This is a genomic window from Caulobacter sp. 10L414 (assembly GCF_056395525.1).
In genome coordinates, this window is sequence record NZ_JBFTJR010000021.1 from 42,760 (window position 1) to 66,956 (window position 24,197).

23 protein-coding genes are annotated in these 24,197 nt (G+C 69.5%); 7 read left to right on the forward strand and 16 right to left on the reverse strand.

Features of this window, described 5'->3' with window-relative positions:
* Positions 1-66: 66 nt before the first annotated feature.
* The 3 genes from AC1DCG_RS10705 to tipF all read right to left on the reverse strand — a co-directional run bounded on the left by AC1DCG_RS10705 (position 67) and on the right by tipF (position 2,889).
* Entirely contained in the window at positions 67-753 is a 687-nt protein-coding gene (locus tag AC1DCG_RS10705; RefSeq protein WP_477028867.1) for a 2OG-Fe(II) oxygenase, read from the reverse strand.
* Positions 750-1,484: a methylated-DNA--[protein]-cysteine S-methyltransferase gene (locus AC1DCG_RS10710; RefSeq protein ID WP_477036605.1), complete on the reverse strand. Its 735-nt coding sequence runs from the start codon at positions 1,482-1,484 to the stop codon at positions 750-752. Before AC1DCG_RS10710 ends, AC1DCG_RS10705 begins: the two co-directional genes overlap by 4 nt.
* 136 nt (positions 1,485-1,620) lie before the next feature.
* A complete protein-coding gene (gene tipF / locus AC1DCG_RS10715; RefSeq protein WP_165258073.1) occupies positions 1,621-2,889 on the reverse strand; it encodes a flagella assembly cyclic-di-GMP phosphodiesterase TipF in 1,269 nt (422 codons plus the stop codon).
* A 199-nt stretch (positions 2,890-3,088) separates the two neighbouring features.
* Between tipF and AC1DCG_RS10720 the strand changes: the two genes are divergently transcribed.
* On the forward strand, positions 3,089-3,400 hold the full coding sequence (locus AC1DCG_RS10720; protein ID WP_165258071.1) for a FeoA family protein: 312 nt from the start codon (positions 3,089-3,091) through the stop codon (positions 3,398-3,400).
* Positions 3,397-5,280 (forward strand): ferrous iron transporter B, encoded by a 1,884-nt coding sequence (gene feoB / locus AC1DCG_RS10725; protein WP_477036614.1) that lies wholly within the window; start codon positions 3,397-3,399, stop codon positions 5,278-5,280. The genes AC1DCG_RS10720 and feoB overlap by 4 nt, the downstream gene beginning before the upstream one ends.
* 10 nt (positions 5,281-5,290) lie before the next feature.
* Here the strand turns inward: feoB and AC1DCG_RS10730 are convergent, their stop codons facing one another.
* The 9 genes from AC1DCG_RS10730 to AC1DCG_RS10770 form a co-directional block, all read right to left on the reverse strand.
* Positions 5,291-6,436: a DUF418 domain-containing protein gene (locus AC1DCG_RS10730; RefSeq protein WP_477028909.1), complete on the reverse strand. Its 1,146-nt coding sequence runs from the start codon at positions 6,434-6,436 to the stop codon at positions 5,291-5,293.
* Positions 6,437-6,563: 127 nt separating this feature from the next.
* On the reverse strand, positions 6,564-7,442 hold the full coding sequence (locus AC1DCG_RS10735) for a 3-hydroxybutyryl-CoA dehydrogenase (protein WP_477028869.1): 879 nt from the start codon (positions 7,440-7,442) through the stop codon (positions 6,564-6,566).
* Between the two features lie 173 nt (positions 7,443-7,615).
* Positions 7,616-7,885, reverse strand: coding sequence for a GNAT family N-acetyltransferase (locus AC1DCG_RS10740; protein ID WP_165258061.1), 270 nt, complete (start codon positions 7,883-7,885; stop codon positions 7,616-7,618).
* 87 nt (positions 7,886-7,972) lie between these two features.
* Positions 7,973-10,411, reverse strand: a complete 2,439-nt coding sequence (pheT, locus tag AC1DCG_RS10745) for a phenylalanine--tRNA ligase subunit beta (RefSeq protein ID WP_477028870.1) — start codon at positions 10,409-10,411, stop codon at positions 7,973-7,975.
* A 120-nt stretch (positions 10,412-10,531) separates the two neighbouring features.
* Entirely contained in the window at positions 10,532-10,927 is a 396-nt protein-coding gene (locus AC1DCG_RS10750) for a hypothetical protein (RefSeq protein ID WP_165258057.1), read from the reverse strand.
* Positions 10,927-12,000, reverse strand: coding sequence for a phenylalanine--tRNA ligase subunit alpha (gene pheS, locus AC1DCG_RS10755; RefSeq protein ID WP_165258055.1), 1,074 nt, complete (start codon positions 11,998-12,000; stop codon positions 10,927-10,929). The genes AC1DCG_RS10750 and pheS overlap by 1 nt, the downstream gene beginning before the upstream one ends.
* Before the next feature lie 122 nt (positions 12,001-12,122).
* Positions 12,123-12,479, reverse strand: a complete 357-nt coding sequence (gene rplT / locus AC1DCG_RS10760) for a 50S ribosomal protein L20 (RefSeq protein WP_058347692.1) — start codon at positions 12,477-12,479, stop codon at positions 12,123-12,125.
* Positions 12,480-12,494: 15 nt separating this feature from the next.
* Positions 12,495-12,695, reverse strand: coding sequence for a 50S ribosomal protein L35 (rpmI, locus tag AC1DCG_RS10765; RefSeq protein WP_058347693.1), 201 nt, complete (start codon positions 12,693-12,695; stop codon positions 12,495-12,497).
* Between the two features lie 135 nt (positions 12,696-12,830).
* Positions 12,831-14,051, reverse strand: coding sequence for an MFS transporter (locus AC1DCG_RS10770; RefSeq protein ID WP_477028871.1), 1,221 nt, complete (start codon positions 14,049-14,051; stop codon positions 12,831-12,833).
* Between the two features lie 278 nt (positions 14,052-14,329).
* Here AC1DCG_RS10770 and AC1DCG_RS10775 point away from each other — a divergent pair, with 278 nt between their 5' ends.
* Both AC1DCG_RS10775 and AC1DCG_RS10780 read left to right on the forward strand, forming a co-directional pair.
* On the forward strand, positions 14,330-14,875 hold the full coding sequence (locus AC1DCG_RS10775; RefSeq protein WP_477028872.1) for a cysteine hydrolase family protein: 546 nt from the start codon (positions 14,330-14,332) through the stop codon (positions 14,873-14,875).
* Entirely contained in the window at positions 14,872-15,864 is a 993-nt protein-coding gene (locus AC1DCG_RS10780; protein WP_477028873.1) for a GlxA family transcriptional regulator, read from the forward strand. Before AC1DCG_RS10775 ends, AC1DCG_RS10780 begins: the two co-directional genes overlap by 4 nt.
* Before the next feature lie 5 nt (positions 15,865-15,869).
* Here AC1DCG_RS10780 and AC1DCG_RS10785 read toward each other — a convergent pair whose 3' ends face one another.
* From AC1DCG_RS10785 to infC, 4 genes are all read right to left on the reverse strand, one after another.
* Positions 15,870-17,777 (reverse strand): alpha/beta hydrolase family protein, encoded by a 1,908-nt coding sequence (locus AC1DCG_RS10785; RefSeq protein ID WP_477036608.1) that lies wholly within the window; start codon positions 17,775-17,777, stop codon positions 15,870-15,872.
* A 79-nt stretch (positions 17,778-17,856) separates the two neighbouring features.
* Positions 17,857-19,785, reverse strand: a complete 1,929-nt coding sequence (locus AC1DCG_RS10790) for an alpha/beta hydrolase family protein (protein WP_477028875.1) — start codon at positions 19,783-19,785, stop codon at positions 17,857-17,859.
* Positions 19,786-19,848: 63 nt separating this feature from the next.
* A complete protein-coding gene (locus AC1DCG_RS10795) occupies positions 19,849-20,577 on the reverse strand; it encodes a 2OG-Fe(II) oxygenase (RefSeq protein ID WP_477028876.1) in 729 nt (242 codons plus the stop codon).
* Positions 20,578-20,643: 66 nt separating this feature from the next.
* Entirely contained in the window at positions 20,644-21,165 is a 522-nt protein-coding gene (gene infC / locus AC1DCG_RS10800; RefSeq protein WP_165258043.1) for a translation initiation factor IF-3, read from the reverse strand.
* Between the two features lie 229 nt (positions 21,166-21,394).
* Between infC and AC1DCG_RS10805 the strand changes: the two genes are divergently transcribed.
* The 3 genes from AC1DCG_RS10805 (at position 21,395) to AC1DCG_RS10815 (ending at position 23,387) form a co-directional block, all read left to right on the forward strand.
* Complete coding sequence (locus tag AC1DCG_RS10805) at positions 21,395-22,024, forward strand: YitT family protein (protein WP_477028877.1); 630 nt, start codon at positions 21,395-21,397, stop codon at positions 22,022-22,024.
* An 83-nt stretch (positions 22,025-22,107) separates the two neighbouring features.
* Positions 22,108-22,971 (forward strand): aldose 1-epimerase, encoded by an 864-nt coding sequence (locus tag AC1DCG_RS10810; protein ID WP_477028878.1) that lies wholly within the window; start codon positions 22,108-22,110, stop codon positions 22,969-22,971.
* The gene (locus AC1DCG_RS10815; RefSeq protein WP_165258039.1) at positions 22,968-23,387 is read left to right on the forward strand and encodes a hypothetical protein; all 420 of its coding nucleotides are present in this window, start codon (positions 22,968-22,970) and stop codon (positions 23,385-23,387) included. Before AC1DCG_RS10810 ends, AC1DCG_RS10815 begins: the two co-directional genes overlap by 4 nt.
* The last annotated feature ends 810 nt before the right edge of the window (positions 23,388-24,197 follow it).

The window sequence follows — 24,197 nt, forward strand, 5'->3', positions numbered from 1 at the left end:
CGTCGAACAGACCTGATCCAGCAGGACGGCCCCGGAGGAGACTCCGGGGCCGTTTTCGTATCGGCGTCAGGTCGCGTCGTGGAAGATGACGCCCAGCGTCCGGCGGGTTCCGCCGCGCACCTCGCTGACGCCGTGGCGCAGGATGCGGCGATGGACGCCGCGCGATCCCTCCGCCGGCCGTTCGCGCACGGCGAAGATTACCCCCTCGCCCTGGGCCAGCGGCACGACCTGGGCGGCCGACTGCTGGCGCGGGCGCTGCTCGACGATGACGAACTCGCCGCCTTCGAAGTCGCGTCCGGGCTGGTCCAGCAGGAACGCGGCCTGCAGCGGAAAGACATGCTCGCCGTAGAGGTCCTGGTGCAGGCAGTTGTAGTCGCCCGGGCCGTAGGTCAGTAGCAGGGGCGTGGGGCGCGCCTGTTCGGCCGCGTGGCAGCGCTCCAGCATGCCTTCGAGCATTTCCGGAAAGCGCCGCGCCTCGCCCAGCCGCGCCATCCAGCCGTTGGCGATCTGGGCCAGCGGCGGATAGAGCCCGGCCCGCAGCTTCTGCACGACCTCGGGCAGGGGATAGGCGAAGTACTTGTACTCGCCGCGGCCGAAACCGTGGCGGGCCATCACCACCCGGCTGCGGAACGGGGTTTCCTGCGCGTAGAGGTCTGTCACCCTGGCGCAGGTCTCCGGCGTCAGGACCGGGCCGGTCAGGGCCCAGCCCCGGGCGTCGAGCTCGGCGGCGATACGCGTCCAGTCCAGGTTCACGCCGCCGCCTCTTGCGCGCGCTCGCGGTCGAGCAGGGCCTGCTTGCGCGCCACGCCCCAGCGATAGCCCGAAAGGCCGCCGTCCGAGCGCACCACGCGATGGCAGGGCGTCAGCACGGCCAGCGGGTTGGCCCCGCAGGCCTGGGCCACCGCGCGCACGGCCTCGGGACGGCCGATGGCGCGGGCCACCTGGGCGTAGGAGGCGGTAGCGCCCGTGGGGATGTCGCGCAGCGCCTTCCAGACGGCGCGCTGCAGGTCGGTGCCGCGCTCGTCGAGGGGCAGGCCGGCGGCGGCTCGGCCTTGGATCGCCGACGACAGGGCCGCCAGGGCGGGGGCGACCGCGCCGGCGTCCTCGGCCAGCCGGGCGCGGGGGAAGCGGGCGGCCAGGTCCTGGGCCATCGCCGCGCGGTCGTCGCCGAGGATCAGCAGGGCCAGGCCCGTCTCGGAGACCGCCGCCAGGGCCAGGCCCAGCGGCGTCTCGCCAAGGCCATAAGCCAGGGTCTCGATCGGCTCGTCCGGGCGGCAGCGCAGGCAGGGGCGCAAGCCGGCGGCGCGGGCGGCCTCGCGCGTTTCGTAGAAGGCGACGTTGCGGCGCAGGGGGCGGCCCGCGCAGCTGGGGCGGCAATAGACGCCGGTGGTGCGCACGCCGCAGAAGAAGGCGCCGTCGGCGGCGCGATCGCGACGCTCGATGGCGGCCCAGCGATGCTCGTCAGTGGAATAGGCGGTGGTCATGTCGGGCTCCTTTCGGATCTGCCGACAGGGTCGCGCCGTCGCAGGCGGGCGTCATTCCGATGCTTGCTGCGCAAACGAAAACCGCCGCCGGTGCGGGGCCCCGGCGGCGGTCTTTACGTCTCGTGAAGCGGCTCGCCTACCAGTTCGCGGCGCGGCGGCGCAGCGGGGCCTGGACGAAGTCGGCCGGTGGATCGGTTTCGGCCAGCACGGCGTCGCGGATGGCGCGGGGCTCGCCGAACAGGTGACCCTGGCCGTAGCCGATGTCGAGATCCAGGATCTCGGCGATCTGGCGCTCGCCCTCGACCTTCTCGGCGATCACCTCGACGCCGTAGCGGCGCATCAGGGCGGCGAAGTCGGCGGCGTTCAGGTCGGGCAGCGAGCTCAGCACCAGCTTGCCGTCCTGCTCTTCCAGCTGTTCGAGGATCAGCTGGGCGCCGACCTTGACGAACTTGACGTCGGCGCGGGCCAGGTCCTGGAAGTCGAGATCCAGGTCCACGACCTTGTCGAGGCTGAACTGGAAGCCCAGGCTGGCCAGGCGCGCCATGTGGCGGGCCTCGACCGGGCCGCGCTGGTTGAAGGCGGTCTGGCCCAGTTCGAAGATCAGCGAGCCGGCCAGGTCCTTGTTGCCCTGCAGGAACTCGAGGAACTGCGGGAAGAAGGTTTCGTCGGCCAGGCTGGCCAGCGAGATGTTGCAGAAGATGCCGACCTTGCGGTCCTGCTTGGCCAGGCGGCGCACGATCTGCACGCAGCGGAACAGCAGCAGGTTGTCGACCGCCGTCATCAGGCCTTCCGGCTCGGCCACGGCCAGGTACTCGGCCGGCATCATCACGCGGCCGGTCTCGTCGCGCAGGCGCGAGAAGCTTTCGTAGAAAACGGTGCGGCGCTGGGGCAGGCTGACGACCGGCTGCAGGTACAGGTCGACGCGGTTCTCGGCTAGCGCGTCCTGCACGGCTTCCAGCACGGCGTTGACCGGGGCGGCGGCGCCGCGGCCGCGGGCGTCGTGGCGGGCGGCCGCGACCTGGTGGGTCAGCTGGCTTTCCAGGCGCTCGCTCATGCGCTGCATCAGGTCTTCAAGCTGGTGGACCTCGCTGGTCAGCTCGGCCGAACGCTTCTCGGCGTCCTCGGCGACGCTTTCGACCAGGCTGGTCATGCGCGCGTCGATCTTCTCGATCTGCTCGACCAGGATGCCGTGGGCCTCGCGCACGGTCTCGATGTCCAGCTTCAGCTGGGCGTTGTCGAACATGCCGCTGATGATGCCGTGGAACGCGAAGCACAGGCCCAGGGAGCCGATGAAGGCCGACAGGCCGACGGCCGGCGTCGCCCCCATGCGCCACAGCAGCAGGGAGACGATAAGAGCCAGGCAAAGATAGGCGCCGGTCAGCAGAGCCAGCTTGAGCCTTCGCATATCGGGTCCCTACGAATCGCTTGCAAAAATTAATGCAACCGGAGCGGCCTTGAGTCGAATAGATTAACGCGGCTGGGCCATTACGCCGCGCCATGCCTGTTAATTTTTTCCGCGACCGGCGTTCGAAGGGGGCATCTTTCATCGACAGTGGCGGTTGGGGCTGATAATCGTTCGCAACTTTTTGCCGCGAGGCCCAAGAATGTCCGACGCCGTCCTCACCGCCGATGACGCCCTTGCTTCCGACGCGCCGATCCGCGCCCTGAGCATGGCCTCGCGCGGACAGAAGGGCGTCATCGTCGCGGTGCGCGGCGACACCGGCGCGCCCGAGGCCGTGGCCGCCGAGGAGCTGGAGCGCCGCCTGCTGGAGATGGGCTTCGTCGAGGGCGCGCGCATCGAGATCCTGCAGGAAGGCCTCTTTGGCCGTGATCCCATCGCCGTGCGGGTGGACGACACCCGCGTGGCCCTGCGCCGCCGCGAGGCGCGCGCCGTGACCGTTCAGTTCGACGGATAGACGCTTTGACCGACACCGCTATCCGGCCCGCGCGCGTCGCGCTGGTCGGCAATCCGAATTCCGGCAAGACCGCGCTGTTCAACGCCCTGACCGGGGCCCGCCAGAAGGTGGCCAACTACGCCGGCGTCACCGTCGAGCGCAAGGAAGGCCAGCTGGTCACGCCGGGCGGCCGGACGATCCGCGTCCTCGACCTGCCGGGCACCTATTCGCTGCGGGCGCGCAGCCCCGACGAGGTGGTCACCCGCGACGCCGTGCTGGGCCGTCTGTCGGGCGAGACCGCGCCGGACGTGCTGGTCTGCGTGGCCGACGCCACCAACCTGCGCCTCGTGCTGCGCCTGGTGCTGGAGCTGAAGCAGGTGGGCCGGCCGTTCGTGCTGGCCCTCAACATGTTCGACATCGCCCAGCGCCAGGGCCTGCGCATCGATCTGGAGCAGCTGGGCCGCGAGATCGGCGCGCCGATCGTCACCACGGTGGCCACCCGCAAGCGCGGCCTGGACGAGCTGCTGACCCAGGTCGACACCCTGACGCTGACCCACTCCAACGCCGGCGACAACACTTGGCGCGAGCCCAGCGCGGCCGAGATCCGCGCCGCCCACGGCGAGGCCCAGCGCATCTATCGCGACTGCGTGCGCCCGCCCGAGCGTCCCGACACGGTGACCGGCAAGATCGACGCGGTGCTGCTGCAGCCCGTGGCCGGCCTGGCGATCCTGACCATCCTGATGTTCCTGGTGTTCCAGTCGGTGTTCGCCTGGGCGACCGTCCCGGCCGACGCCATCGACGCCGGCTTCGGGGCGCTGGCGGGCCTGGTGTCGGAGCACTTGCCGGAGGGCCTGCTGGCCAGCTTCATCGCCGACGGCCTGATCGCCGGCGTGGGCAGCGTGCTGGTGTTCCTGCCCCAGATCCTGGTGCTGTTCTTCTTCATCCTGATCCTGGAAGACAGCGGCTACATGACCCGCGCGGCCTTCCTGCTGGACAAGCTGATGGGCGTGGCCGGCCTGCACGGGCGGGCCTTCATCCCGCTGCTGTCGAGCCACGCCTGCGCCATCCCCGGGATCATGTCGACGCGGGTGATCGACAACAAGCGCGACCGCCTGACCACCATCCTGATCGCGCCGCTGATGACCTGCTCGGCGCGCGTGCCGGTCTACACTCTGATCATCGGCGCCTTCATCCCCAACCAGAAGGTCTGGGGCGTGCTGTCGCTGCAGGGCCTGGTGATGTTCGGCCTCTACGCCAGCGGCATCATCTTCGGCCTGCTGGTGTCGTTCATCATCCGCCGCATCTTCTGGCGCGGCGCGGCCGAGCCGCTGATGATGGAGCTGCCGACCTATCGCTGGCCCGAGCCGCGCAACGTGCTGCTGAACCTGTGGACCCGCGCCAAGATCTTCATGAGCCGCGCCGGCCGCATCATCCTGCCGCTGATGGTGCTGGTCTGGGTGCTGGCCACCTTCCCCTATCCGCCGGAAGGCGCGACCGGGCCGGCCATCGACTACAGCATCGCCGGCCGGGTCGGTAAGTTCATCGCGCCGATCATGGAGCCGATCGGCTTCAACTGGCAGATGACCGTGGCCCTGATCCCCGGCATGGCCGCCCGCGAAGTGGCCGTGGGCGTGCTGGGCACGGTGTACGCCGTCGGCGGCGACGCGGACTCGCACGACGCGCTGACCGCCCTGCTGTCGCAGCAGTGGTCGCTGGCCACGGCCCTGGCCTTCCTGGCCTGGTACGTCTTCGCGCCGCAGTGCCTGCCCACGCTGGGCGTGGTCAAGCGCGAGACCAACAGCTGGGTCTGGCCGACGGTGATGTTCGTCTACATGGTGGGCCTAGCCTACCTGGCGGCCTTCGTCGTCTATCACACGGCCGTGGCGCTGGGCGCGGGGTAGGGCCCCCGCCCTAGCCGGCGCGCGTCAGGTCCTTGCCGTAGGACAGGCGTCGCCAGACCCACTCCAGCGGTCCCATCCTGAAGCGCGACAGCCACAGCGGCGACCAGACCAGCTGCAGCGTCCAGATGGCGAGCACGCATCCCCACAGCTGGATGCGGTCCAGCTGGCCGAACAGGCCAAGGCCGCGCCCGCCCCAGAAGATCGTGGTCATGATGATCGACTGGGTCAGGTAGTTGGTGAAGGCCATCTGGCCCAGGCGCGCCAGCGGCGTCAGCGCCCTGGAGATCGCCTGGCTGCGGATCAGCAGGATCGCCAGCGACGCATAGCCCAGCGTGATCGGCAGGGTCATGAACTCGTAGGCCAGCTGGTAGCGGCCCAGCGCCTCGGGCTTGGCGAAGCCGCTGGCCAGCTTTGCGGCGTTCTCCCAGCCCGACCAGGCCAGTCCCGCCGCGCCCAGGGCGATCAGGGCCAGGTAGACCGAGGTCCTGGCCTTGCCGGTCAGGAAGCCGGTCTTGAACAGCGCCATGCCCAGCAGCATCAGCGCGCCGGTGCGCCAGATGAAGACGATCAGGCTGGCCGACTGCAGGATCGCCCATTGCTGCAGGTTCTGCATCATCGCCGGCCCCAGGCCCGAGCGCACGGCGGCGATGGCGGTGGGCACGTCGACGTCCGAGCCCGGCGGGCTCATCTGGGCGGCGACCTGCTTCTGGATCTCGAGCGGCGCGTGCTCCAGCGCCAGGAACGGCGCGACCGCCAGCACCGAGCCCAGCACGATGATGGTCAGGCTGACGATGAACAGCCGCCTGGGCGACCACGAGCGCATCAGCATCACGATGAAGCCGGTGCAGGCGTAGAGCAGCAGGATGTCGCCGAACCAGATGACGAGGCCGTGGATCAGGCCGATGACCAGCAGCCAGAACAGCCGGCGGCGCAGCAGGGCGCCCCTGGGCTTGTCGGCGCGCTCGCCGCCGACCAGCAGGATCGACACCCCGAACAGCATCGAGAACAGGGTGACGAACTTGTAGTGGAAGAAGGTCTGGACCACCCACCAGGCGCCGCCCTCGGCCCCGACCAGCGGGTGGGGCGAAAGTTCCGGCGAGAGGTAGACCGACATCGGCTGGGCGAAGCCCACGGCGTTGACGGCCAGGATGCCCATCACGCCCAGGCCCCGCAGGATGTCGAGGCTGCGATGCCGCTCGGCGGCCGCGACCGGTCGCAGGACCGATGCTTGGGTGTGTCGGTCATGTCGGCGTCCCCCTGTCGCGGGAGACGCCGCTGCACGCCTAGCGCGTGGGGACCGGCGTCTCGCCCCGATAGTCATAGAAGCCGCGGCCGGTCTTTTTGCCAAGCCACCCGGCCTCGACATACTTCACCAGCAGCGGGCAGGGGCGGTACTTGCTGTCGGCGAGACCCTCGTAGAGCACGTTCATGATGCTCAGCACGGTGTCCAGGCCGATGAAGTCGCCCAGCTCCAGCGGGCCCATCGGATGGTTGGCGCCCAGCTTCATGGCCGTGTCGATGGCGTCGACGGTGCCGACGCCCTCGTACAGCGTGTAGATCGCCTCGTTGATCATCGGCACCAGCACGCGGTTGACGATGAAGGCGGGGAAATCCTCGGCGTTGCTGGTGATCTTGCCCAGCGACTTGGCGAAGGCCACGGCCGTCTCGTAGGTCGGCACGTCGGTGGCGATGCCGCGGATGATCTCCACGAGCTTCATCAGCGGCACGGGGTTCATGAAGTGCAGGCCGATGAACCGCTCGGGGCGGTCGGTGGTCGAGGCCAGGCGCGTGATCGAGATCGACGAGGTGTTCGAGGCCAGCAGCGTGTCGGGCTTCAGGTGCGGCTGCAGGCTGCGGAAGATGGCCTTCTTGACCTCTTCGTTCTCGGTGGCGGCCTCGATGGCCAGGTCGGTCTGGCCGATGGCCTCGACGTTCTCGGCGATGGAGATGCGGGCCAGGGCGGCGTCGGCCGCGTCCTGGTCGATGATGTTGCGCGCCACCTGGCGGGCGAGGTTCTTGCCGATCAGCGCGACGCCGGCGTCGATACGCTCACGCGAAACGTCGTGCAGGCGGACGTCATAGCCGCCCAGCGCACAGACATGGGCGATGCCCGAACCCATCTGGCCGGCGCCGATCACGCCGACCGTCTTGATATCAACCATGAAAATCCAAGCCTTCGCTCACGGTCGGGCAGGCTCCCGGCAGGGCGCGTTGGACCGTCGCGAAAGTTCTAGCACGAGTAGCCGCACGCTCGCCAAGGGCTTTGCTGCGTTGCAAACGCCGGGTGACCGGTGTTCGGCCCGCTGTTCCCGGATTATCCGTCTGTCGGAAAGCGTCAGGCGATCAGTTCGGGATCGTTCCGGCGCAGCCAGGCGGCGGCGTAGGAGCACAGCGGGGTGATCCGCATGCCCTCGGCCCTGGCCACCTCGGCCACCTTGACCATCAGGCGGCCGGCCGCGCCGGTGCCGCGCAGGGCGGGATCGGCCTCCACGTGAGGGATGACCAGGCGATGGCCGCTGCGCTGGTAGTCGGCGAAGGCGATCAGGCCGTCGACGTCCAGCTCGTAGCGGCTCTTGGCGGGGTTGTGGCTGAAGAGATCGCTCATGGGGCCTGAAACGCGAGAGGGCGAAGGTGGATGCAGCGCAGCATCACCTTCGCCCCGCACATGGCGTCTAGTGCGAAGGCTTCAAGCCTAGGCGCGCAGCTTGCCGCCCGCCTTCTCGACCGCCGCGACGACCTTGGCCGACAGGGCCTCGATCTCGGCGTCGGTCAGGGTGGCTTCGCGGGGCTGGACCAGCACCTCGATGGCCACCGACTTGGAGCCTTCCGGCACGCCGGGGCCCTCGTAGACGTCGAAGACGCGGGCCGAGGCGATCAGGGCCTTGTCGGCGCCGGCCGCGGCCTTGACCAGATCGCCGGCCGCCTTGGCCTTGTCGGCGACGAAGGCTAAGTCGCGGGTCAGCGGCATCAGGGCCGACGGCGTGAACGCCGCCTTGGTCTTGACCGCCTTCTTCTTCGGCTCGGGGATCGCCTCCAGGACGATCTCGAAGCCGTAGACCGGGCCGGCCACGTCCAGCGCCTTCAGCACTGCCGGGTGCAGTTCGCCGAACTCGGCGACGACGGCCTTGGGGCCCAGCTGCAGGCGGGCCGAGCGGCCGGGGTGCCACCAGGGCGAGGTCGTCCCTTGGGCGGTCTGCAGCGAGGCCACCGGCGCGCCGATCTCCTCCAGCAGGTTCAGGAGGTCGGTCTTCACCGTGAACACGTCCTCGGCCGGGCGCTTGTCCCAGGCGCGCGGCGGGCGCGGGGCCAGGATGCCGGCGACGACCGTGCGCTGGTCCTTGGGGCCGTCGCTCAGGAACACCGGGCCGACCTCGAACAGGGCGACGTCGGCGAAGCCGTGGCGGGCGTTGCGGCCGGCCGCCTCGATCAGGTTGGGCAGCACCGAGGGGCGCATGCAGTCCAGTTCCGAGGCGATCGGGTTGGCCAGCACCAGTTCGGCGGCGCCGCCGCCGAACAGCTGGGCGGTCGCGCGGCTGGTGAAGCTCCAGGTCACGGCCTCGGCGTAGCCGGCCGCGGCCAGGGCGCGACGGGCGGTGCGGGCGCGGGCCTGGCGAGCGGTCAGCACGCCGCCGACGGCGCGCGGAACGTCCGGCAGCGGCGTGGAGGGCAGGGCGCCGAAGCCGGCGATGCGGGCCACTTCCTCCACCAGGTCGGCCTTGCCGTGCACGTCGCGACGGAAGGTCGGCGGGGTCACGCAGACCATGCTCTCGGCATGGGTGGCGAACTCGGCGACCGGCACGTCCTTGGGCGGCTCGATCTTGAAGCCCAGGGCCTGCAGGATCGACAGGCTCTGCTCGGGGGCGATATCCAGGCCCGACAGGCCCTGCACATAGGCCGGGTCGAACAGGATCGGGCCCGGCGCGGCCGGGGCCTGGCCGGCGACCACGACCTCGGAGGCCTCGCCGCCGCACAGCTCCAGGATCAGCTTGGTGGCCAGTTCCAGGCCCGGGACGACCGAGCCGGTGTCGACCGTGCGGGCGAAGCGGTACTGGGCGTCGCTGTTGATGCCGGTGTCGCGGCCGGTCTGGGCGATGCGGATCGGCTCGAACCAGGCGCTTTCGACGAAGACGTCGACGGTGGCTTCCGAGCAGCCGGTGCTCTCGCCGCCCATCACGCCGCCAAGGCCGATCGGACGTTCCCCGCCGGCGTCGGCGATGACGCACATGGCCGGGGTCAGTTCGTAGGTCTTGCCGTCCAGCGCGATCAGGTGCTCGTCGCCGTTGACGCCGTGGCGACCCAGGCGCGTCTCGATCTTGGTCCCCGAAAGCAGGGCCGCGTCATAGACGTGCAGCGGCCGGGCGCGGTCGTAGGAAATGAAGTTGGTGATGTCGACCAGGGCCGACTTCGGATTGATGCCGATGGCCTTGAGGCGATCCTGCAGCCACTGGGGCGAGGGGCCGTTCCTGACGCCCTTGATCAAGCGGCCGGCGAACACCGGGCAGGCCTCGCCGTCCACCTCGACCGTGATCGGGCAGGGGAAGGTTCCGGCGACCGGGGCGATCGACAGGTCCTTCAGCTTGCCCACGCCCGCGGCGGCCAGATCGCGGGCGATGCCGGCGACGCCCAGCCAGTCGGGGCGGTTGGGGGTGACTTCGAAGTCGATGACGGCTTCGAGGCCTAGCGCCACGGCGGCCGGCGTGCCGACGGCCAGGTCGCCGGACAGTTCCAGGATGCCTTCGGAGCCGTCGTCGGCTTCCAGTTCCGAGCCCGAGCACAGCATGCCGTTGGAGACGACGCCGCGCACCGGCTTCTCGACCAGGGTGACGCCCAGGCCCGGCACGTAGGCGCCGATCGGGGCGTAGATGGTGGTCAGGCCGACGCGGGCGTTCGGCGCGCCGCAGACGATCTCCTTGCGGCCGTCGACCGTGTCGACCTGGCAGACGCGAAGGCGGTCGGCGTTGGGGTGCTGCACCGCCTCGACGATCTTGGCGACGCTGAAGGCGGCCAGCTTGGCGGCCGGGTCGGTGACGTGCTCGACCTCGAGGCCGGCCATGGTCATGGCGGCGACCACCTCGGCGGCGGTCGCTTCGGTGTCGAGGTGGTCCTTGAGCCAGGACAGGGTGAATTTCATGTGGCGGTCCGCCGGTCTTGGGTTCGCCTCGCGCGGGGCGAGGAGCGAAATCCGAAACTATGTCCTAGAGGCCCGAAACCCCGGCGGCGCCGGCGGTCGCGGATCTCGCGAAAAGAAAACTCAGGCCTCGGCCTGCAGCTTCAGCAACTGGTCCAGGAACGCATCCGGGCCGGTAAAGCCGACGCTGAAGAACGAGCAGCCGATGAACTGGCAGTCCTGCACCGGGATCGCGCCGACCACGCTGGTCGGGCCGGCCGGGCGCAGGATCAGGTTGCGGATGTCGCCCCCCGACGGCCCGAAGTTCGTGGCGTCGAAGGTCGTGCGGCCCAGCACCAGCATCACCGCCGGACCGTCGATATGACAGTTGCGGAAGGTGCGGCCGACGATCTTCTGCTGCCTGGCCAAGTTGGCCCGCGCCAGGTCGAACAGCGAGATGTCGAGGTTCTCGAACACCGTGGCGAAAGCGTCGGTCGGCACGCGGCCGGGGCGGCCGCCGGGTTGGAAGCTCTGGGTCATCAGCTCAGTCCCGACGCGGGGTTCGGCGCGGCGAAGCCCGAGAAGCCGTAGTGGGCCAGCCACCGGCTGTCCGACGCGAACATGTCGCGCAGGTCCGGCATGCCGTACTTCAGCATGCCCAGGCGATCGACGCCCATGCCGAAGGCGAAGCCCTGGTACTCGTCCGGATCGATGCCGCAGGCGCGCAGCACGTTCGGGTGGACCATGCCGCAGCCCAGGATCTCGAGCCAGCTCGAGCCCTGGCCGATCTTGATCTCGCCGCCCGAGCGGTCGCACTGCACGTCCATCTCGGCCGACGGCTCGGTGAACGGGAAGTGGTGCGGCCGGAACTGGGTCGTCACCGCGTCGGTCTCGAAGAACCGGGCGATGAAGGTCTCCAGGGTCCACTTCAGGTGGCCCATGTGGATGCCCTTGTCGATCACCAGGCCCTCGACCTGGTGGAACATCGGCGTGTGGGTGGCGTCGCTGTCGCAGCGATAGGTGCGGCCCGGCGCGATGATGCGGATCGGCGGCTTCTGCGAGACCATGGTGCGCACCTGCACGGGGCTGGTGTGCGTGCGCAGCAGCATGCGCTCGCCCGTTTCCTTCGGCTCGAAGAAGAAGGTGTCGTGCATCTCGCGGGCCGGGTGCTTCTCGGGGAAGTTCAGCGCCGTGAAGTTGTGGAAGTCGTCCTCGATGTCCGGACCTTCGGCGACGGCGAAGCCCATGTCGGCGAAGATCGAGACCATCTCGTCCATGACCTGCATGGTCGGGTGGACGCTGCCCTTGCGGCGATAGGGTCCGGGCAGGGTGAGGTCGAGGGTCTCGCGGGACAGGCGCGCGTCGAGCTCGGCGGCTTCCAGCGAGGCCTTCTTCTCGGTGATGGCCGACTGCACGCGGTCGCGCAGGGCGTTGATCGCCGCGCCGCGTTCCTTGCGCTCGTCGGGGCTCATCGCGCCCAGGGTCTTGAGCAGGCCCGAGATCGAGCCGGTCTTGCCGACGGCGGCCACGCGGACGGCGTCGAGCGCTGAAAGGTCGGCCGCGCCGGCCACCTGGGCCAGGACGTCGGATTCGAGGGTGTTGAGATCGGTCATGACGGGTGTGGGTCTAGGCGGTTTTGACGCTGGGTGGAACCGGATAACGCACAGCAAAAAGCCCTCCGGCTCGCGCCGAAGGGCTTTTCAAAGGATAGGTGAGCGGTGAGGCTCAGATGTCCTTAGGCCAGGGCAGCGCGAACCTTGTCGGCGATGGCCTTGAACGCAACGGCGTCGTTGCCGGCGATGTCCGCCAGGACCTTACGGTCGATCACGATACCCGCCACGTCCAGGCCGTGGATGAATTGCGAGTAGGTGAAACCTTCGGTGCGGGCGCCGGCGTTGATGCGCTGGATCCACAGCGAACGGAAGGCGCGCTTGCGCACCTTGCGGTCGCGGTAGGCGTACTGGCCGGCCTTGTCGACCGCGGCCTTGGCCGTACGGATGGTGTTCTTGCGGCGGCCGTAGAAGCCCTTGGCCTGCTCCAGAACCTTCTTGTGCTTGGCGTGGGCGGTGACGCCACGTTTAACGCGAGCCATGTGTCAGCGCTCCTCTTACAGGCCGTAGGGCAGGTACGTACGGATGATCTTGGCGTCAGCCTCGCTCATCACCTTCGTGCCGCGGTTTTGGCGGATGTACTTGCCGTTGTGGCCGATCAGGCGGTGGCGCTTGCCGGCGACGCCGGCCTTCAGCTTGCCCGTGGCGGTGATCTTGAAGCGCTTTTTGGCGCCCGACTTCGTCTTCAACTTAGGCATTTCGCGTCGGAGCCTGACGGCCCCGTCCTCTAGTCAGCGTGACGAACCGCCATGGCATGCCAAATTGGCCAGGCGGCTCCGGAAAGGCGGGGTCAATACTGGAGCCCCGGGAGAAAAGCAAGGCCCCACGGACTCTTAGGGCGCGGCCTTGGCGCGGCGGCCCACCGTGACCGCCAGCACGACGGCCGGAACGGTCAGCAGCGCCCCCACCCAGTAGGGCGCGCCGGTGGCCAGGCCGAACAGCGGGCCGGCCAGCATCGGGCCGCTCATCCGGGCCAGCGAGCCGCTGGCCATGTTCAGGCCCAGCATCGCGCCCTGCTGGTCGGGCGGGGTGGCGCGCGAGATCAGGGCCGCGATGCAGGGAAACACCAGCGACTGGCCGAAGGCGGTGAAGCCCACGAACAGCGGCACGAAATGGCCGCTGGGCACGAAGGGCGTCATGGCCATCGAGACGCAGATGATCGACAGGCCCGCCGTCAGCACCTTGGGCTCGCCGAATCGACGCGCCAGGCGCCCGGTCAGCACGCCCTGGCCCAGCGAGGCGACGACGCCGATGACGGCGAAGCACAGGCCCACCTGCTGGGGCGTCCAGTTGAACCGCGCCTGGCTCCACAGGCCGAAGGTCGCCTCCATGCCCGAGAAGGCGGCGGTGGAGACGAAGGTGACCAGCAGCACGCGCGACAGCACCGGATGGGCCATGGCCGCCTTCAGCGCCTCGCGCCGGGGCGGCGGGGGCGGGGCGTCCTTGCGCGGCGCGCGGCTCTCGACCACGAACAGGAAGACGCCCAGGGCGGCCGTGGCGGCCAGGCCCGCGGCCACCAGCAGCGGCAGCTGGAAGCCCAGCCGTCCGGCGTCGGGGTGGGCCAGCAGGCCGCCCAGCGCCGGGCCGACCACGAAGCCGGCGCCGAAGGCGCTGCCCAGCAGGCCCATGCGCGCGGCCCGCTTCTCGGGCGGGGTGACGTCGGCCATGTAGCCCTGGATCGTCGAGATGTTGCCGCTGGCCGCGCCGCTGAGGAAGCGGATGACGAAGGCCGCCGCGATGGTGGGCGCGAAGGCCAGGGCCACATAGGCGGCGGTGTTGCCCAGGATGGTGACGATCAGCACGGGCCGCCGGCCGATGCGGTCGGACAGCCGCCCCCAGAACGGCTCGGCCAGGAACTGGCCCAGCGAATAGGCCGAGAACAGCGCCGTCACCTGCCAGGGGCTGGCGTTCAGCGCCTTGGCGTAGAAGGGCAGCAGCGGGATCACCAGGCCGAACCCGACCAGGTTGATGAACACCACCAGCAGCAGGACGTACAGGGCGCGGGAACTGTGGACGGGCGCAGGCGCGGGGGCCGGCGCAGCGGACATGGACATGACGGGAACCTTCGAGGCGGCTCCTCTACGCCCGATGGTCCGAAAAAGCGACTGAAATTTCAGTTTCCGGGTGCGGAGGATCGGCGTGCGGCGCCGGGCGCGGTGCGTCCTTCGCGGCCCGCTTCCTTCTGCTCCCGTCATTCCCGCCCTCGTGGCGGGAATGACGGGGCTGTAGAAATGAATGTCCTTTTCTGTCCGCTCTTCGTCCGGCAAGCGCCTTATCCGCCTTGAAGCATGCCCCTAGCTTGCGCCATCCTTCACGCCACGGAGACGCAAGAATGTCCGCCGCCACCGCCCTGATCGTCGTCGACGCCCAGGATTCCTTTCGCCAGCGCGCCTCGTGGGACCCCAAGGTCGCCGGCGCCTACCTGGAACGCCAGCAGGCGCTGATCGACGGCGCCAAGGCCAGGGGCCTGCCGGTCGTGCAGATCCTGCACATCGAGGCCGAGGGGATCTTCAGCCTGGCTTCGGGCCACGTGCGCACCGTCGAGGGCCTGTCGCTGGAACCCGACGTCGTCTTCCACAAACCCAGCCACAGCGCCCTGGTCGGCACGGGCCTCCTGGTCTGGCTGATCCAGAACCGCATCGGCAGGGTGATCGTCAGCGGCATCCGCACCGAGCAGTGCTGCGAGACCACCACCCGCCACGCCTCGGACCTCGGCTTTTCCGTCGACTACGTCACCGAGGCCACCCTGACCTTCGACATGACCGACCGCCACGGGCGGGTGTTCACCGTCGACGAGATCAAGGCGCGCACCGAGCTTGTCCTGCACGAGCGCTTCGCCCGCATCGCCACCGTGGAGGAGGCCCTGGACGCCGCATGACCGACGCCTCGCCCGCCGTCATTCCCGTCTATGTCGTCCTGCCGCCGCGCACCCTGCTGCTCGACGTGGCCGGACCCATGGAGGTGCTGCGGCGGGCGGCGATGGAGCCCGGTTCGCCGGGCTTCGAGGTCGTCTATCTCGCCGCCCGGCCGACCATCGACAGCTCGATCGGTCTTTCGCTGGCGGGCCTGTCGCCGCTGCCCGAGGTCTTGCCCGACGGGGCGATGGTCATCGTCTCGGGCAATGTCGACCAGGTGCTGGGCGGTCCTGGCCCGACGGACGGCGATGCCGCCGACGAGGACGCCATCGTCGCCTGGCTGGCGCGCGTGGTGCGGCCGGGCGTGACCCTGGCCTGCATCTGCTCGGGCGCGTTGCTGGCGGCGCGGGCGGGGCTGCTGGCCGGCAAGGCCTGCACCACCCACCATGTCTGCATCGAGGACCTGACGCGCTTGGCGCCCAGCGCCCGGGTGCTGGAGGACCGATTGTTCGTCGAGGACGGCGAGCGGCTGACCAGCGCCGGGGTCACCTCGGGCGTTGACTTGATGCTGCATGTGATCGCCCGGCTGCGCGGCCCAGCGCTGGCGGTGTCGATCGCCCGCCAGATGGTGGTCTATCTGCGCCGGGGACCGGCCGATCCGCAGCTGTCGCCCTGGCTGGAAGGACGCAACCACGTCCACCCCGCCGTCCACCGCGTGCAGGACGCCATCGCCGCCGATCCCGCCCGCGACTGGAGCCTGGAGGCGCTGGCCGGCCTGGCCGCCGCCAGTCCGCGCCACCTGTCGCGTCTGTTCAACGCCCATGCCGGCATGAGCCTGACGGACTACGTCAACCGCCTGCGCCTGGCCCTGGCCAGCCAGATGCTGTCGGCGACGCGGCTCGACATGGAAAGCGTCGCCGAGCGGTCGGGTTTCGCCTCGACCCGCCAGCTGCGCCGGGTCTGGCGGCGCCATCACCCCACGCCGCCGGCGGCGGCGCGGGGGCGGGCCTAGCCGGGTCAGTTCGGCGGGTTGTGCTTTTCGACGAAGGTGACGGTCTCGGTCAGCATCCGCTGGCGGGTGGCTTCGCGCGACAGCCAGTGATCCTCGTTGTCGAGGGGAACGAGCGTGTAGGGCTTGCCCGCGGCCTTCAAGGCCTCGGCCATGCGCGTGCTCTGCTCGTAGGGAACGACGGTGTCGTCGCGGCCGTGCATCAGCAGGATCGGCGCGTCGGCCTTGGCCGCCAGGCGGGCCGGCGAGCGGGCGACCGCCAGCTCGGGGTTCTTGTCGGCGCCCATGAACCGCCGCCAGTAGCGCAGGCCCGAACCATCGCCCGACACCTTCTCCTCGGCGAGCATGGCCTTGAGGTCGGAGACCCCGGCCACCGACACCGCGCAGCGATAGACGCCGGTGTCGATCGTCGCCCCGGCCAGGGCCGCGTAGCCGCCATAACTGGCGCCCACGATGCAGACGCGCTTGGGGTCGATGATCCCTTCCTTGGCCAGATGGCGCACGCCGTCCGACAGGTCGGTCTGCATCTTGCCGCCCCACTCGCCGAAGCCGGCGTCGCGGAAGGCCACGTCCTTGTGGTCGGAACCGCGGAAGTTCACCCGCAGGACGGCGTAGCCGCGTGAGGCCAGGCCCTGGCTCCACCAGTCGAAGCCCGGCTCGTCGTGCGCTTCCGGACCGCCGTGGGGCAGCACGATCAGGGGCAGGGCCCTGGCCTGGCGGCCGCGGGGCAGGGTGAGGTAGCCGTCGAGGTCCAGGCCGTCGGCGGCCTTGAACGTCACGCGGCGCACCTCCGAAAGATCCTCGGGCTGAAGGTCGGGATAGGCGATGCCGATCGCCAGCGCCGTCGGCTCGTCGCCGCGGAAGTCGACCACGTGATAGGAGCCGGCGTCGACCGAGGTCTCCACGCGGACCAGCAGGCGCTTCATCTCGGCGTCGAAGTCGACCAGTTGCAGCCGGCTGTCGGGGAACAGGCCCAGCACCGCCCCCCAGCGCTCGGCCAGGGTTCGGTCGTAGAACGCATAGCGGGGGTCATCGCCGCCGTAGCCCAGGGCGACCAGGGCCTGGGTCTTGCGGTGGAAGAAGATGGAGGCCGGATCCGGCGGCGACTTCAGCGGCGTCAGGGTTCCGGCCTGATCCAGTTCGGCCAGGCCGGTGCGGCCGTCGGCGTCGCGGCGGGTGATCAGGAACTTGGCGCCGTCGCGGCCCAGGCCGATCAGGTGCGTGCGGCCGATGCTGCTTTCGGCGCTGTAGATGGTCTTCCAGGCCCGGCCCTTGCCGGCCTCGACCTTGAACGCGCCTTCGTCGGCGTCGTAGACGCCGCGGCCGATGATCTCGCCCTCGGGCGAGATGATCCAGTCGCGGACCTTGCGGCTGGCGATGTAGGACATCGACACCCTGCCGTTGGCGGGGTCGATGCCGAACATGACCACCTCCATCTGGCCGGTGTTGATGGCCGAGTCGAAGTAGACGGTCGAATGATCGCCGTACTCGCGGACCACCGGGCGATGGCGGGCGCCGCCCGGCGTGCTGCGCTGGGGCTTGAGCAGGAGCGAGACCTTGCCGGTCTTGACGTCCAGCACCTGGGGCTGTTCCCACTCGATCAGGTCGACGCCGTACCGGTAGAGGCCGGCGGTCGTGGACGTCAGCACGATGACCGACTGGTCGCCGGCCCAGTCTATGCCGCGGACCTTGGTCGCGCCCAGCCGGGCGGTGGCGACCGGCTTGCCGCTCTTGATGTCGAAGGCCACGACCCGGCGCTCGTCGCGCACCTCGGCCACGAAGGCCAGCCGCTCGCCGTTGCTCGACAGCGCCACTTCGGAAATGGCCGGCAGGCGGCCGTAGGCGTCCAGCGGCGCGGCCTGGGCGCCGCCGCTCAGCAAGGCCGCGAACGCCGCGGCCGCAATCCAGATACGCAAGTGTGTAATCCCCCGATCAACCGACGCGATCATAAGGCTCCGGCGAGCCGGCGTCGATGAGGCTGATCGGGGGAAGGGCTCAGTTCGGTGGATTGTGCTTTTCGATGAAGGCGGCGGTCTCGACCAGCATGCGCTGGCGGCTGGCGCCGCGCGACAGCCAGTGGTCCTCGCCGTCCAGGGTGACGAACTGCACGGGCTTGCCGGCCTTGGTCAGGGCGTCCGCCATGATCTTGCTCTGCACATAGGGAACGATGGTGTCGTCCTTGCCGTGGATCAGCAGCACGGGGATGTCGGCCTTGGCCGCCAGCTTGGCGGGCGAGATCGCCGCCAGGTCGGGGTCGCGCACGCCGTCCGCGCCCATGAAGCGCAGCCAGTAGCGCATGGCGGCGTTGTTGGCGGTGGCGTAGCGCTCCTGGTTGTCGACCAGCATGCGCTTGAGGTCGGACGGGCCGGCCACCGACACCGCGCAGCGATAGACGCCGGTGTCGATCGTCGCCCCGGCCAGGGCCGCGTAGCCGCCGTAGCTGGCGCCCACGACGCACACGCGCTTGGGATCGATCAGGCCTTCCTTGGCCAGGTAGCGCACGCCGTCCGACAGGTCGGTCTGCATCTTCTTGCCCCACTCGCCGAAGCCGGCGCGGACGAAGTCGTGGCCGAAGCCCTCGGAGCCGCGGAAGTTGGGCTGCAGCACGGCATAGCCGCGCGAGGCCAGGCCCTGGCTCCACCAGTCGAAGCCGGGGCTGTCGCGACCTTCCGGGCCGCCGTGCGGCAGCACGATCAGCGGCAGGTTCTTGGCCGGCTTGCCCTTGGGCAGGGTGAGGTAGCCGGTGATCTCCAGGCCGTCGGCGGCCTTGTACTTCACCGGGCGGACCTCGCTGATGTCGGCGGCGGCGAGCTTGGAATAGGATTCGCCCAGCCAGTTGGCGCTCTTGGCGTCGAGGTCGATCAGCGCGTAGGCCGGGCCGTCGGTGGGCGAGTCGACCAGCACCACGATCTTGCGGCGGTCGTCGGACCAGGAGGCCAGGGAGACGCGGTCGCCCGGGAAGGCCTTCTGCACGGCTTTCCAGGCGCTTTCGTTCTTGGCGTCGTAGAACTGATAGCGCAGGTCGTCGCCCACCAGGGTGACCCCGCCGATCAGGGCGCCGGTGGCCGGGTCGCGGATCAGGCCGTCGAACGGGCGCTCCATCGGCAGGTCGGCATGGGCGCCGCCCTGGCCGTACTCGCGATAGACGGTCGAGCCGTCGGCGTCGTTCATCGCCACCAGCACGCTCTTGCCATCGCGGCCCAGGCCCGAGACGCCGTAGGAGCCCATCGGGCTGGTCGCCTGGTCGACCACGGTCCAGCCGCGAGGACCCTTGATGCGCAGCGACCACACGCCCCTGGACTGGTCGTACTGCGACTGGGCCAGGGGAACGCCGTCGCCGTCCACCAGCCAGTCGTCGGTGTCTTCCGACCGGGCCTCGATCATCTTGGTGCGGCCCTTGTCGAGATTGACCGCGAACAGGGTCACCCGCCCGCGGTTGTCGACGAAGTAGACGCCCTGGACGAAGGCGGTCAGGTCGCCGTCGACCTTGCGCACCATGGCCGGGCCGTAGACCACGTTCATCGCGCCGGCCTGGTTGTCCAGCAGAAGCACCTGCTTCTTCTTGGCGATGTCGTAGCTGATGGTCATCCAGTACTCGCGCTTGGGCCCTTCCAGGCCGCGCACGAGGGCGGTGGTCGAGGTGGTGACCAGCAGGTGGCGCGAGCCGGCCCACTGCACCCAGCGCAGCTTCTCCTTGCCCAGGCGCAGGACGTTGACGACGCTCTTGTCGCTGACCTTGTGGATCGAGACGACCCGATCCTCGGTCGACAGGGTCGAGGACACCGCCAGCAGCGTCCCGTCCGGAGAGATCGTCACGTCGTCGATGTCCGGCAGGCGGCCATAGACTTCCAGCGGCGCGGCCTGGGCCGCTCCGAAACTCAACGCGGCCGCCGTCAGGATGGCCGCTCCCACTTTACGAAGCACGTCGATATCCCCCGATCTCGTCGCGTGATCTTTAGCTTGACCGCAATGTACGGTCGAGGGGGATCAGCCGCGCGTGCGGATCCAGCCGGTCAGCGACAGGCGCGGCGCGGCGGCGTGCGGGGTGACGTAGCTGACGGCGTGCTTCTGCGGCACGCGGAAGATGTTGAGGGCGTTGAAGCTGGGCGTGTAGCCCTCGGCCACGTGGCCGTCGCCGTCGAGGAACAGCAGCAGGCCGCCCCAGTCGCTGCGCCACTGCGGCGTCAGGTTCAGGACATAGGCGTAGAGGCGGTTCTTGCCGTCGGCGTGGTCGTCGTGCTCGGTCAGGAAGTGGCCGGGACGATACCGGGTGGCCTGGCAGTCGCAGTACTCGGGGCGGGGATCGCCCGTCAGCTCGCGCACGAAGTCCAGGAAGGCCTCGCCGTTCAGCAGGTCGTAGGCGGCCTCCAGCAGGCGGCCCTCGCGGCGGCCGGCCTCGACCTCGTCGCTGACCCGGAAATTGTCGAATCGAAAGCCGAAGCCGGCGCGGGTCTCCTCGGCGACCTGGCGGTCCAGCGCGGCGTCGTCGGCCGCCGACAGGGCGCCGGGGCCGTCGAGCGGCAGGGTCCAGAGCTTCTTGTCGACGCCCACCACCCCGCTCCAGGGCGTGTCCAGCGTCAGGGCCGCGTGCAGGCGCGCTGCCGAGTCGGCGGTCAGGACGCCCGGCACGTGCAGCCGGCCGTTGGCGGCGAAGGCTTCGCGCCAGGCCTTCGGCGTCAGGCCGGGATCCAGGGAGAGGGGGGCTTGCTTGGACATGGACGGTAACCGGAAACGAAAAACGCCCCGGCGAGGCCGGGGCGTCTTCGAAGATAGGGCCTAAGCTTAGCGGGGCGCCAGGATCATGATCATCTGGCGGCCTTCCATGCGAGGCTCGTACTCGACCTTGGCGACTTCGTCGAAGTCGGCCTTGACCTGCTGCAGCAGCTTCATGCCGAGTTCCGGGTGCGCCATTTCACGACCGCGGAAGCGCAGGGTGACCTTCACCTTGTCGCCTTCCTCGAAGAAGCGGAACATCGACTTGGCCTTAACGTCATAGTCGTGCTTGTCGATGTTCGGGCGGAGCTTGATCTCCTTGAGCTCGACCACCTTCTGACGCTTGCGGGCCTCGTTCTTCTTCTTCTGCTCCTGGAACTTGAACTTGCCGTAGTCCAGGATCTTGCAGACAGGCGGGTTCGCGTTCGGAACGATCTCGACCAGGTCCAGGCCAGCCTCTTCGGCCGCTTCCAGCGCGGCGGAAGTCGGCATCTCGCCTTGCTTCTCGCCGTTCTGGTCGATCAGCAGCACGCGGGGGACGCGGATTTCATCGTTGATACGCGGTCCATCCTTGACGGGCGGCGCTTGCATGGGACGGCGAATAGGGGCGGCTCCGGAATTGTTGTAGAGGATTTCGCGCGGCGCCCATGGGGCGTCGCGTTGAGATGATATATGACGCTAGACACGGACGCTATCAAGCGTCCGACGCGACAAGAGCGTTCCACGCGGCCGAGGATCGGCGGCGGAAGGGGCGACAGGGCGGAAACGCGATCGGGACGGGCGGCCGTTTCCCATCCCTCCAGACGACGATTCGACGCCCTTGAACGCCGCCGCCGCCACCATTCCGCCCATGCCCGCCACGCGCCACACGCCCATCGAAGACGTTCATGCGCTGCTGATCGGCACGAGCTTCATCGCCGTGGGCCTGACCCTGTTGAAGACCGCCGGCCTGGTGACCGGCGGCATCGCCGGGATCGCGCTGATCGTCTCCTATCTCGGCGGCTGGCCGGTGGGGGTGGTCTTCTTCGTCCTGAACCTGCCGTTCTATGTCTTCGCCCAGCGCGCCCTGGGCTGGATGTTCATGCTCAAGACCCTGGCGGTGAACGTGGCTCTGACCAGCCTGACCCTGGCCCTGCCGTACTGGCTGAAGCTGAAGGACGTCGACCCGGTCTTCGCGGCGGTGTTCGGCGGCACGATCATCGGCATGGGCATTCTCGCCCTGGCGCGCCACCGCGCCTCAGTCGGCGGCATCGGCGTGCTGGGCCTGTGGCTGCAGGAAAAGCACGGGATCAGCGCCGGCAAGGTGCAGATGGGCACCGACGTGCTGGTGGTGGGCGCGGCCTTCATGGTCGTCAGTCTCGACAAGCTGCTGCTGTCGATCCTGTCGGCGGTGGCGCTCAGCGTCGTCATCATCGCCAACCACAAGCCGGGCCGCTACGCCGGCTATTGACGGCGGTGTTCATTTGCCCCTCCGGGGCCAAGCTGGCATACGACGCGCGACGTAGCGCTCGTTAGCGCTACCAGGAGTTTTGCATGACCCGTCCCGTCCTGGCGACCACCCGCGCCCGCGTCGAACTGCTGCCCGAGGTGGGCGGTTCGATCGGCCGCTTCGTGTTCGACGGCCGCGACATCCTGCGCCCCACGCCGGACGGCGCGACCGACGCCCTGAACGTCGGCTGCTTTCCGCTGGTCCCGTTCTGCAACCGCATTCCGAACGGCCGCTTCGCCTTCCAGGGGCGCGACGTCGCCCTGGCCCCGAACCTGGCCGGCCATGCGCATCCGCTGCACGGCCAGGGCTGGCGCGCGGCCTGGACGGTGACGGGGCTGTCCGACACCCGCGCCGTCCTGACCTACGACCACGCGCCGTCCGACTGGCCGTGGGCCTACCGCGCCGAGCAGATCCTCGTGCTGTCGGACGAGGGCCTGCGCATCGAACTGTCGGTGACCAACACCGGGACCGAGGTCATGCCCGCCGGCCTTGGCCTGCATCCCTATTTCGCGGCCCGGCCGGGCGAGCGCCTGAAGATGGACGTCGACGGCGTCTGGATGGTCGACGCCGACGTCCTGCCGACGGTCCACCACCAGGGGGCCTGGGCGCGCGACTGGACGGTCGGCGCGCCCACCGCCACCGACACCCTGATCGACAATTGCTGGACCGGTTTCGGCGGCGCGGCCGTGCTGTCGGCCCCGGAAGGCGGCTCGACGACGATCGCGGCCTCGGACAACTGCCGCTGGGCCCACGTCTATTCGCCGCCGGGGGCCGACTTCGTCTGCGTCGAGCCGACCTCCAGCCGTCCCGATCCGTTCGGCCCCGGGTTCGCCGAAGGCCAGACCGGGATCGTCGCCCTGGCCCCGGGCGAGAAGGCGTCGGTCTGGATGACCCTGACGATCGCATGATCGCCGACCTGCTCGATTTGCGCCGGATCAAGGCGCGCTGGACCGACACCGGTTTGAATGGCGCCATGTGCGCCCCTTCGCCCGCCCGTCCGCTGGTGATCATCGTCGAGGCCGACGACGCCCTGCGCGAGGCCTTGGCCTTCGCCCTGGAGACCGAGGGCTACTGGCCGCGCGCCTTCGCCGAGGCGGCCGACGTCCCGCTGGCCGAACTGATCGCCGCCGACTGCCTGGTGCTGGACGTCGACCTGCTGACCCTGGCCTCGCTGCGCGGCAAGGGCGTGCGCACGCCGGCCGTGCTGGTGGCCGAAGGCCCCGTCGACCTGACCGTCACCGACGCCCTGTGGGCGGGGGTGGCCCACAAGCCGCTGATCACCGACGCGCTGAGCGTTCAGGTCAAGAAGGCCGTCGGGGCCTGACGTTAAAAGATTACAATTGTAATTGATCTGCGGCGTTCGTAGCCTTCTCGGAAAAGGGAGGGGGCGCGATGCGGAATGGATGGCTGATCGGCCTGGCGACGACGCTGTCGTTGGGCGCGGGCGGGGCGGCCCAGGCCTGCTCGCCGGTTCCCGGCTATGTGCGGCCGAGCAATTTCGAACTGGCCCAGATCGCCGACGCCGTCGTGGTGGCCACGCCGCTCGCGGCGTCGCGCGCGGGACCGCGGTTCGGAAAGGACCTCGATCCGTTCGAGGCGCCGATGCGGCTGCGGATCGACGAAAGCCTGAAGGGCGATCTTTCGGGCGAGATCGTGGTGCGGGGCCTCATGCTGGGCCGCACGACGCGCAGCGACCCCGACGACATCTTCTTCTCGCATCCGGACGGGCACATGGGCCCCTGCAATCGGATGACCTTGGCCAAGGGCCGCAGCTACCTGCTGTTCCTCGGCCGCAAGGGCGAGCGCCTGGGCGTGCTGGGTTTTCCCTTCTCGCGGGTTAACGAGGACTACGCCGGCCCGGACTCGGCCTGGTCGAAGGCGGTGCGGACCTATCTCGACATCCAGCGCGAGCCCGATGGGATGACGGAACTGGCCCGCCTCGAGGCCCTCAAGGCCGAGATCGACGCCAAGCCTGGCAAGACCCCCTACGAGGCGGCGCTGGCCATGGACATCGGCGGCCACCTGGGCTCGGTCTCGCCTTGGAAGCCCACCGGCTACCTGCTGGCGGCCTACGACGACGTCAAGGCCGGGCGGGCGCCGCAGTACGCTCCGCAACCCCGCCTACGACCAGGAA

Bases quoted from the DNA above. Each gene is read 5' to 3' on its own strand.
- AC1DCG_RS10710 (WP_477036605.1), bottom strand. From the start codon at position 1,484: ATGACCACCGCCTATTCCACTGACGAGCATCGCTGGGCCGCCATCGAG.
- tipF (WP_165258073.1), bottom strand. From the start codon at position 2,889: ATGCGAAGGCTCAAGCTGGCTCTGCTGACCGGCGCCTATCTTTGCCTG.
- AC1DCG_RS10720 (WP_165258071.1), top strand. From the start codon at position 3,089: ATGTCCGACGCCGTCCTCACCGCCGATGACGCCCTTGCTTCCGACGCG.
- AC1DCG_RS10730 (WP_477028909.1), bottom strand. From the start codon at position 6,436: ATGGGCATCCTGGCCGTCAACGCCGTGGGCTTCGCCCAGCCGATGTCG.
- AC1DCG_RS10735 (WP_477028869.1), bottom strand. From the start codon at position 7,442: ATGGTTGATATCAAGACGGTCGGCGTGATCGGCGCCGGCCAGATGGGT.
- AC1DCG_RS10740 (WP_165258061.1), bottom strand. From the start codon at position 7,885: ATGAGCGATCTCTTCAGCCACAACCCCGCCAAGAGCCGCTACGAGCTG.
- pheT (WP_477028870.1), bottom strand. From the start codon at position 10,411: ATGAAATTCACCCTGTCCTGGCTCAAGGACCACCTCGACACCGAAGCG.
- AC1DCG_RS10750 (WP_165258057.1), bottom strand. From the start codon at position 10,927: ATGACCCAGAGCTTCCAACCCGGCGGCCGCCCCGGCCGCGTGCCGACC.
- pheS (WP_165258055.1), bottom strand. From the start codon at position 12,000: ATGACCGATCTCAACACCCTCGAATCCGACGTCCTGGCCCAGGTGGCC.
- rplT (WP_058347692.1), bottom strand. From the start codon at position 12,479: ATGGCTCGCGTTAAACGTGGCGTCACCGCCCACGCCAAGCACAAGAAG.
- rpmI (WP_058347693.1), bottom strand. From the start codon at position 12,695: ATGCCTAAGTTGAAGACGAAGTCGGGCGCCAAAAAGCGCTTCAAGATC.
- AC1DCG_RS10770 (WP_477028871.1), bottom strand. From the start codon at position 14,051: ATGTCCATGTCCGCTGCGCCGGCCCCCGCGCCTGCGCCCGTCCACAGT.
- AC1DCG_RS10775 (WP_477028872.1), top strand. From the start codon at position 14,330: ATGTCCGCCGCCACCGCCCTGATCGTCGTCGACGCCCAGGATTCCTTT.
- AC1DCG_RS10780 (WP_477028873.1), top strand. From the start codon at position 14,872: ATGACCGACGCCTCGCCCGCCGTCATTCCCGTCTATGTCGTCCTGCCG.
- AC1DCG_RS10795 (WP_477028876.1), bottom strand. From the start codon at position 20,577: ATGTCCAAGCAAGCCCCCCTCTCCCTGGATCCCGGCCTGACGCCGAAG.
- infC (WP_165258043.1), bottom strand. From the start codon at position 21,165: ATGCAAGCGCCGCCCGTCAAGGATGGACCGCGTATCAACGATGAAATC.
- AC1DCG_RS10810 (WP_477028878.1), top strand. From the start codon at position 22,108: ATGACCCGTCCCGTCCTGGCGACCACCCGCGCCCGCGTCGAACTGCTG.
- AC1DCG_RS10815 (WP_165258039.1), top strand. From the start codon at position 22,968: ATGATCGCCGACCTGCTCGATTTGCGCCGGATCAAGGCGCGCTGGACC.